The 1,516-nt window shown below is 30.3% G+C and carries 1 protein-coding gene; it reads left to right on the forward strand.

Annotated features, from left to right (window positions below):
• Positions 1-669: 669 nt before the first annotated feature.
• Positions 670-1,242 carry a hypothetical protein gene (locus tag E2L07_RS20465; protein WP_134230528.1) on the forward strand — a complete coding sequence of 191 codons (573 nt, stop codon included), beginning with the start codon at positions 670-672 and terminating at the stop codon, positions 1,240-1,242.
• Positions 1,243-1,516 lie beyond the last annotated feature (274 nt).

A 1,516-nucleotide genomic window follows, 5' to 3' on the forward strand; every position in this document is an offset into this window, starting at 1 on the left:
TTTCTGGAATTGGGTGTTTGGTAACCTCAATTATCTACAGAAATCAGGGAGTGGCAATTTTTTTGCTTATAAAGCCCTCTAATATAGGATTTAATAGCCTATTTTTATATAAAGTTTTGACAATACGGTGCTACTTGAGGGAGTGTGAACATGAATAAAATAGATCGTTATTTCCGTTATCGATTATCCAGCATGTCGACGTACTGAAAAGGTGAATTAAATATGCCGATGTTACAAAGGAGAAATTTGTAAAGATAGTAAAAAAGGAAAATGAATAATGTATACATTGATATTCAAAATTGGTTCCAATATTACAGGTTATGTTAACAAGGATAATTATGAAGTCATTGATATAAAAGGCTTTTATCGGATAAATTATTCTCTTTTGAGAAAAGATCATTATGCAATAAAAAAAACCTTAATTATAAGGGATTTTGAAAAATAATCCATTGCATAAAATCATGCATAATTTAGTGTTTTTTAGGTTTATTACTACTATTAGTAAATATATTATTTTTACTAACTATAATATTATGGAGGATTGAAAGTGCCAGTTGAATTTTTCCCTTATATGAGATCAAAGATATATTCTTACGATTATGAAAAATACGTTAATTCAATGTCAGAATGTTTGGGGGAATTATCCTTTTACACAAAATGGTCTAACTATTGGTAAACGTTTTAAAAATTAAAGATTATCAGTTAAAAAAATGGATAAAAATGTATCCGAACACGAACCCTCTTTTTTTTCGTTATGGTAAGGCTCAAGATCTAGAAAAAACGTTAGAAATGTACAAATTTCAATATATCACAAGGTACGGTCAATTTATATATCACTTTGATGTGGAAATGGTGAATAACTTAGTCCGAGAACAAAAGCTTCCCCTTGAAAAAATTCAGCTTGATGATTTAGCTTTGGATTTAAGTACAAAATTAATTAAGAGTAAACTTGATGATAAACGGTTTCCTATTTTCTTACGATTTTATGGTCTGGATAAACCTTATATATGTCTAGATGGAAACAAGAGAATACAAGCCAGAGCTACTTTAAATAACGAAAATGTTTTTAAGGGTTTTGTTATATATCCTACTGAGGTGATCAATTCCATATTTTTCACCGAAGTTGAACTGCTTTTTTTCGTTTTTAATTTTGAGTGCGTTAATCTGATTTATGGGCTTCAAGATGGTTGGACTGAAAAAGAACTTTGGGAATTTACGCAAGCTTACCTTAAAGACAGTTAAATATAGATATAATTAACTGTCTGTCCTTATCGTTTCTTGGTAAGGCTTTTTTTTGTGGTTGGAAACCCATTTTTTTTACTCAACATGAGTCCTTTATTTGCTATTTTCTTAGCTTCCTCTTTCGACATTTTCATGATTATCACCGCCTTGTTTAGTGCAAAATAAAAGTTAAGAGTATTGCAACCAAAATGTTAGAAGGTTGCACAAATAGAAAAGGCTTGCCAGCCCTCTCAAAATACCCTACCGTTATTGGTGTCTAATCAACTAATGGTGG

Origin of the sequence: Halalkalibacterium halodurans (assembly GCF_004376175.1) — a bacterium.
Taxonomy (GTDB): domain Bacteria; phylum Bacillota; class Bacilli; order Bacillales; family Bacillaceae_D; genus Halalkalibacterium; species Halalkalibacterium halodurans.